General features: G+C 72.0%; 6 protein-coding genes. All 6 read right to left on the bottom strand.

Going from position 1 to position 6969, the window contains the following annotated elements; genetic code table 11:
- Window positions 1–126 precede the first annotated feature (126 nt).
- The 6 genes from ACFVYK_RS12140 to ACFVYK_RS12115 all read right to left on the bottom strand — a co-directional run bounded on the left by ACFVYK_RS12140 (window position 127) and on the right by ACFVYK_RS12115 (window position 6931).
- A complete protein-coding gene (locus tag ACFVYK_RS12140; protein ID WP_389771979.1) occupies window positions 127–924 on the bottom strand; it encodes an HAD family acid phosphatase in 798 nt (265 codons plus the stop codon).
- A 123-nt stretch (window positions 925–1047) separates the two neighbouring features.
- A complete protein-coding gene (locus tag ACFVYK_RS12135) occupies window positions 1048–2076 on the bottom strand; it encodes a pectinesterase family protein (RefSeq protein WP_389771976.1) in 1029 nt (342 codons plus the stop codon).
- A gap of 1 nt (window position 2077) precedes the next feature.
- Window positions 2078–3208, bottom strand: coding sequence for a pectinesterase family protein (locus ACFVYK_RS12130; RefSeq protein ID WP_389771973.1), 1131 nt, complete (start codon window positions 3206–3208; stop codon window positions 2078–2080).
- A gap of 114 nt (window positions 3209–3322) precedes the next feature.
- The gene (locus tag ACFVYK_RS12125) at window positions 3323–4654 is read right to left on the bottom strand and encodes a polysaccharide lyase family 1 protein (protein WP_389771970.1); all 1332 of its coding nucleotides are present in this window, start codon (window positions 4652–4654) and stop codon (window positions 3323–3325) included.
- Window positions 4655–4705: 51 nt separating this feature from the next.
- Window positions 4706–5500: a rhamnogalacturonan acetylesterase gene (locus ACFVYK_RS12120; protein ID WP_389772101.1), complete on the bottom strand. Its 795-nt coding sequence runs from the start codon at window positions 5498–5500 to the stop codon at window positions 4706–4708.
- A 93-nt stretch (window positions 5501–5593) separates the two neighbouring features.
- Window positions 5594–6931: an ABC transporter substrate-binding protein gene (locus ACFVYK_RS12115; protein ID WP_389771967.1), complete on the bottom strand. Its 1338-nt coding sequence runs from the start codon at window positions 6929–6931 to the stop codon at window positions 5594–5596.
- Window positions 6932–6969: the final 38 nt, after the last annotated feature.

The following is a 6969-nucleotide window of genomic DNA, read 5'->3' as shown; positions in this document are numbered from 1 at the left end:
AACCCCCACGCCGGGGGCCGGGGCCGCCCGGGGGGGGGGCCAGCGCGCGGGGGGGGCCCAGGCCCCCCCCCCCCCGCCGGGGGGCCGGCGGGGGGGGGGGGCCCGCCCCCCCCCCCCCACGCCGGTTCAGCTGACGAAGTACGTCGGGTTGGGCAGCTTGTACGTGCGGTCGGCGTAGCCGCCGTCGAGGTCGGAGTACTGGTCGCCGAAGTCGGCGACGATGTCGTACCCGAGGTCGTCCTCGATGTGCTTGCGGGTGCCGGACTTGTACTGGACGGTCGTGCAGGTCCAGGCGCCCGGGGTGGCGCAGGCGCTCAGGTAGGACGGCGGAGCGGCCGCGTTCTTGAGGAACACGTGGCCGGCGTCCAGGTTGACGTCGGCGCCGACCTTCTTCAGGTTCTCGACGGCGGCGGAGCGCTGCGCCTCGGAGAGGCCCGAGTTGTAGAAGACCTCGACGCCCTTCTTCTCGGCGTAGCGCACGAGTTCGGGACTGCCGAACACCGCCGGGCGGTCGGCCTTGTTCACGTAGGCCGCCCAACTGGCCGAGTTGTAGGTGTAGTTGTACCGCTTCTCGTAGTCGAGGCTGAGCAGCAGCGTGTCGTCGATGTCGAAGACGACCGCGGGTCGCCGATACTTCCTGACCGCCTTGCGGGCGGCCTCGTCGATGTACTTCCTCGCGGCCTTGTCCATGCGCGCGAGGTCCTGGGCGTACGGGCTGGACGGCGACGCCTGGTACACGCCGTCGGCGTCCGGCGCGGTGCCGTAGTAGGTGTCGATGTCCTTCGCCAACAGCCCGATGTTGTAGGGCTCGTGGGTGGAGTCGGCCGTGGACTGGCCGGCCGTCGCCGCGCCGGCGCCGTACAGGGCGGCGCCGGCGACGGCACAGGCTGCGGCTACGGCCGCAATGCGCAGTGGCTTATGCATGACAACAGGTTCTACGCGCGTCACCCCCGTCGGCGCGAGAGCTGCCGGGCAAAAAACGGGTCAAGCGCCCCGGCTCGGTCGGCGACTTGAGCCCGCCGCCCTGCGGCCGGGTCACGGGCGCCCCTACGGCGTCCAGTCACCGAGGTAGGTCCGCCGGGTGTGGGCCGCCGCCTCCGCCGCGGTCAGCTGCGGCCGGTTCTCCGGCACCGTCACGACCGCGCCCGGACCGCGGTCGGCGTACTCACGAAAGCGCATGGTCCGCCACGGGTAGGCGTCGCGCATGTTGACGTACGGCGCCACCGCGTCGATCCCGGAGCCGATCCAGGTGTCCCGCACGACCAGCGAAGGCCAGGCGGTCGTCTCGTACGACGGCACCCAGGGCCGGGCGATCTTGTAGGCCGCGTCCTCGGCGCCGGAGGTGATCCGGCCGCGCAGGACGAGGAAGCCGTAGGGGTTGGCCCGGGCGGTGGCGGGGGCGAAGACCATGCCCTTGGGGGTGAAGTCCACGTCGCGCGGAAGGGCGTGGAAGTGGCAGGCGTCGAAGACGGCCCGGCCGCGCCCGAAGACGAAGTCGACGTCGCCCTCGATGTGGCAGCGGTGGAAGTACTGCCGGTCGAAGGCGTCGAGCGCGGTGGTGTCCGCGAAGAGGGTGTCCTGGTGACCGAGGAGGCGGACGGTGTCGAAGTGCGTGCGGTCGCCGGTGACGTAGGCGGCCACCGCCTGGGTGCCGGTGATCTCCGGGTGGTCGGCGCGCAGCCAGTCGTTGGCGAGGGTGAGGTAGCGGACGGTGAGGCCGGGCGCGGCGGAGGTGAAGGTGGCGGAGCCGGCCGTGCCGAGGGTGCCGGACCCGTCGGGCTTCGGCGTCCCGGCCGCGTTGTCGAAGACCAGGACGGCGGCGCGCGGGTCGCGGGAGGCGCCGCGGATCGTCAACTCCTCTGTGTGGGCTGGAACCTTGACGACCTCGCGGTAGGTACCCGGGTGGACGACGATCGTCGCGCCGGGTCCGTCGACGGCGTCCACGGCGGCCTGGAGGGAGTCGCCGGGGCGGACGTGCAGCACACGGCGGCCCGTGCCCGCGACGGCGGGCGCGCGCCCGGCGGCGACGGTCAGGCCGCCCGCGAGCCCCGCGAGCAGGGCGCGTCGGCGCAGCATCTCAGCACTCCCCCCGCCAGGGCTCCCAGTCGCCGAGGTAGCCGGCACGGGTCGCCGACCGGGCCTCCCGCGCGGTGAGTTGCGGGCGGTTCTCGGGGACGGTGATCCGCGCTCCGGGCCCGCTGTCGCGGTACTCGGCGAACCGCTGGCTCTGCCAGGGGAAGGAGGCCGACATGTTCGTGTAGGGCGCGACCGCGTCGATGCCGGCGTCCAGGAAGGTGTCGCGGACGGTGAGGCTCGGGCGGGCGGTGGGGTCGGAGCTGGGCACCCAGGGACGGGCCAGCTTGTAGAACCCGGCCGGCGCCTGGCTGCTCACCCGGCTGCCGGTCACCAGGTAGCCGCGCGGGTTGGCGCCCGCGGTGGAGGGTGCGAAGACGAAGCCGAAGGGCGCTGCGGCCAGGTCGGCGCGGTCGAGGGCGCGGAAGTGGCAGTGCTCGTAGACGGCCGTGGCCCGGCCGAAGACGAAGTCGACGTCCCCCTCGACGTAGCAGTGCGCGTAGTACTGGCGGGCGAAGGCCGTGAGGGCGAGGGAGTCGGCGTACAGGGTGTCCTGGTGGCCGAGGAAGCGGCAGTGGTGGAAGGCGCAGCGGTCGCCCTGGACCTTGACGGCGACGGCCTGGGTGCCGGTGACGTCGGGGTGGTCGGCGCGCAGCCAGTCGTTGGCGAAGGTGATCCAGCGGGCGGTGAAGCCGTCGGCCTGCAGGGTCGTGGTGGCCGAGCCGGTGGTGCCGTACGTGCCGCCCCCGGGCTTGGGGGTGCCGGCCGCGTTGTCGTAGACGATCACGACGTCGCGGGGGTCCTCCGAGGCGCCGATCCAGGTGGCGTCGGTGCGGGTGGCGTCGAGGACGACCGTCTCCCGGTAGGCGCCGGGGGCGAGGACCAGCGTCCAGCCGCCGCCGGCGGCGGCCGCGACGGCGTCCCGTACGGAGGTGTGGTCGCCCCGGCCGAGCGGGTCGACGTACAGGGTGCGTGGCGTGCGGCGGGCGGCCGGTGAGCCGTAGCGGCCGAACGGGCGCCGGCCGGCCGCGGCCCGCGCGGGCGACGCGGTGGAGGCGAGCGCGGCGGCCGTGCCGGCGCTCGCGGCGAGGAATCCCCTTCTGGACAGGGGGCGTCGGGGGTGGGGCGAGGGCATGCGGGTGCTCCTTCGCGGTACGGCGGTGCGCTGGTGCGGGCGGGGTGCGGAAGGCATGGGAGGTGCGAGAAGGCGCGGCCGGGGCGACGGGCGCCGCCCCGGCCGTCGTGCGGGTCAGCCCAGGCGGCCGGCGCCGGCGCCGCAGTCGACGATCCGGGGCACCGCCTTCGCCGGGTCGACCCTGGTGCGCAGGGTGGGCGTCCAGCCGGCGCCGGACTGCAGGGTCTCGGCCGGGATCTCGGCGTTGTGCACGGCGATCAGGTCGGTCCTCACGCCGTTGACGTAGTTGTCGGCGGCGGTCAGCGGCGAGACGTTCCACCGCTTGAGCACCTTGGCCGCGCTGACCCCCTGGGGGAGGGTGAACGCGTTGTGCTCGGCGACGAGCGCGGACTCCTTGCCGATGCCGAAGCTGTAGGAGTAGTCGCCGGCGGCGACGAAGTGGTTGTTGTAGGAGTCGACCTGCCCGAAGCGGACCCGGGGGGCGCGCTCGACGAGGCCGGAGAACAGGTTGTGGTGGAAGGTCACCTTCAGGTGGCCGCGGTCGCCGGCGGCGGTCGACTCGCCGTCGCTGTTGCCGATGAGGATCGTCTTGTCGTGCTCGGTGAAGACGTTCCAGGAGGCGGTGACGAGGTCGGCGCCGCGCACGATGTCCAGTTCGCCGTCGTGCTGCTGGTAGAGCATGCCGAAGTAGGTCGGCGCGGCGCTGTCCGGGTGTGAGCCGTCGGTGAACGTGTTGTGGTCCAGCCACACGTGCGTGGAGCCGTACACGACGGCGGTGTCGTACTCGGAGTTCCAGTTGCCCTTGTCGCCGTCGGTCGGGTCCCACTGCGGGAAGCAGTCGATGGGCGACTCGAAGGCCAGGTTGCGGACGATCACGTTGTCGACGGCCTTGATCTGCAGGCTGACGCCCTTGAAGCCGGCGTTCGCGCCGATGCCGACGATGGTGGTGTTGGCGGGGACGTTCGCCTTGATGGCCTGGTCCTGGGCGGCGGCGGAGGCGCGTCGCAGCCCCTCCGGGCTGTCGTCGGGCTCGGCGCTCAGATCGGTGTCCAGGCCCCAGGTCGCGGGCGCGTACTTGGCGAGGTAGGCGTCGAAGTCGTAGCCGGGCGCGGCGAAGGCGTCGCATCCCTCGGCGACGGCGTCGATGACGCCCTTCACCTTGATGATCTTCGGGGCGGAGCCCCCGGCGTCGAGGGCGGCCTTGAACCCGGCCCAGGTGGTGACGGTGTACACGTGGGCGGCGTCGGCCGCGGACCCGCCCGTGGTGCCCGTCCCGGAGGCGGCCCAGCCGTCGTTCGCGCCCAGGACCTGCCGGCCGAGGTCGCGGGGCGTGGAGCGGGCATCGGTGTGGGCGGACGCGGTGGCGGTGGCGGTGGCGGACAGCACCAGTGCGGTGCACCCCACCAGGGCGGCTATGGCGCGTGCATGACATGACTGGGTAGGCACTGTGCGGGTCTCCTTGCGGGAAAGGGCGGTGTGCGGTGATCGGGAGAGGGGTCAGGCGAGAGGCGCGGGCCAGGTGATCCAGGACGTGGGGATCTCGTCGTGCAGCCGGATCACGTCACGCGGGGCGAGCACCCGGGTGCGCAGCAGCTCCCGGACGACGAGCCGCGCCACGGCGATCGCGCCCGGCGGGTTGAAGTGGGTGTTGTCCTGCTCGGTTTCGGTCCAGTTGAAGTAGGTCTTGGTCGCCTCGACGCCCAGCCGCTGCCAGAGCGCCAGCGACAGGGCCTGTACGTCGAGCAGCGCCACCCCCTCCTCGGTGGCGAGCGCGCGCATGGCGGCGGGATACTCCCCGTGCGTGGGCAGGGCGTTGCCCGCCGCGTCGAACTTGCGCCGCTCGACGGGCGTGGCCAGAACCGGCCGCGCGCCCTTGGCCCGGGCGCCGTCGAGATACCTGCGCAGGTAGTCCTGGTACGTCGTCCAGGGCTCGGTGTAGCGGGCGGGGTCGGTGCTCTTCTCGTCGTTGTGCGCGAACTGGACGAGGAGGAAGTCCCCCGGACGGATCGCGGCGAGCACGGCGTCGAGCCGGCCCTCGTCGACGAAGCTCTTGGAACTGCGCCCGTTCACCGCGTGGTCGGCGACGGGCAGTCCGGAGTGCAGGAAGAAGGGAAGCGCCATGCCCCAGCCGGTCTCGGGCGCGGCGTCGGAGTACTTCTGGGCGGCGGTGGAGTCGCCGGCGATGTAGACGGTTCTCGCCCGGCGGGCCCCGGCGTGGGCGGGGACGGCCGCCGCCCCGAGCGGAACGGCGGCCAGGGCCGCCGAGGTGACCTGCCTGCGGGTCAGTGACACGATCATGCACCTCTCGTTCTCGTGGGCCGCGGGGAACCGCGCGACCGGCCACGGCGGGCCGGCGGTCCCCCACGACCGCGACCACCGGGGCGGTTATCCGTGGTTCTTCTTCCAGTCGGCCTGCGCGGCGTTCAGCTGCTCGGCGAGCGTGTCCAGGAAGTCCTTCGCGCTCTGCTTGCCCAGCAGCACCTTCTGGAAGTTGGGCTCGTTGTCGGCCTTGGAGATCGTGTTCCAGTCGGGCAGGTAGTAGGGCAGCTGCACGATCTTCGTGCCGGTGCCCGTCAGCGCCTCGGCGGCCAGCTTGGTCGGCTCGGAGGCCTGCACCCAGCTGTCCTGCGCGGCCTCCAGGTTGGCCGGCACCTGTCCCGCCGTCTTGTTCCACTTGCTGTTGGACTCGTGCGACGCGGCGAACTCGATGAACTTCCAGGCGGCGGTCTTGTTCTTGCTCGACTTGAACAGGCCCAGCCCGTCGACCGGGTTGGAGACCTGCACCCGGCTGCCGTCCTCCTGCGTCGGCGCGGGGATGCCCTTGAACTTGCCGGCCAGCGCCTTCTGGTGGTCGCCGAAGGAGCCCAGGTTGTGGCTCAGCATGCCGATGGTGCCGGAGTCCCACTGGGCGACCATCTTGGTGAAGTCGTTGTTGACGTCGGCGGACGGGGTGTCCTTTTTGTACAGGCCGACGTACTTCTCCAGCGCGGCCACGTTCTTCGGGTCGTTGACGGTGGTCTTGTCGCCGTTCCAGAACTCGGTGATGCCGCTCTGCCCGTAGGTCGCGTCGAGCGCCTGGGCGATCGATCCGGCGCCGCCGCGGATGGTGTAGCCGAAGGCGTTCTTGTCCTTGTCGGTCAGCTCGTCGGCGGCCCGGTAGAACTTCGACCAGGTGGTCGGCGCCTCCAGGTCCGCCTTCTGGAAGAGGTCCGTGCGGTACCAGAGGGTGCCGCTGTTGGCGGAGGTCGGCACGGTGTACGTCTTGCCGCCGATGCCCGCCGCCTTGACGCTGTCCAGGAACTTCGCGTTGAGCTGCCCGCTCAGCTCGCTCTTCGCCAGGCGGTCGTCCAGCGGTTCGAGGGCGTCCTGCGCGGCGATCTCGGCGAGCATCGCGGTGCCCACGCCGCCGACGTCGGGCAGGCCGCCGCCCTGGATGGCGGTGTCGTACTTGGACTGGACGCTGTCGGACGGCACGCCGACGTACTTGACCTTGATGTCCGGGTTCGCCTTCTCGAAGTCGGCGATGATCTCCTTCCAGACGTCGGTGCGGACTCCGCCGTTGTTGTCCCAGAAGGTGATCTCCCCCTTGCCGGAGCCGTCGCCTCCCTTGTCCCCGGCCGCGCCGCTGCCGTCGTCGCCGCAGGCGGTGGCGGTCAGCGCGAGGACGGAGCCCAGGGCGACGGCCAGGGCGGCGCGCCTGCTTCTGTGGATGCTGCTCTTCATGTGGTCGGCTCTCTTCTTCTGGATCCCAACGGACATAT

Origin of the sequence: Streptomyces sp. NPDC058291, assembly GCF_042880855.1 — a bacterium.
In the GTDB taxonomy this organism is placed as follows: domain Bacteria; phylum Actinomycetota; class Actinomycetes; order Streptomycetales; family Streptomycetaceae; genus Streptomyces.
Note: the sequence above shows the minus strand (reverse complement) of the source record. Positions and strands in the feature narration are given on the sequence as shown.

Excerpts from the sequence above, each read along its gene's own strand:
- ACFVYK_RS12135 (WP_389771976.1), bottom strand. The coding sequence starts at position 2,076 with ATGCTGCGCCGACGCGCCCTGCTCGCGGGGCTCGCGGGCGGCCTGACC.
- ACFVYK_RS12115 (WP_389771967.1), bottom strand. The coding sequence starts at position 6,931 with ATGAAGAGCAGCATCCACAGAAGCAGGCGCGCCGCCCTGGCCGTCGCC.
- ACFVYK_RS12130 (WP_389771973.1), bottom strand. The coding sequence starts at position 3,208 with ATGCCCTCGCCCCACCCCCGACGCCCCCTGTCCAGAAGGGGATTCCTC.
- ACFVYK_RS12140 (WP_389771979.1), bottom strand. The coding sequence starts at position 924 with ATGCATAAGCCACTGCGCATTGCGGCCGTAGCCGCAGCCTGTGCCGTC.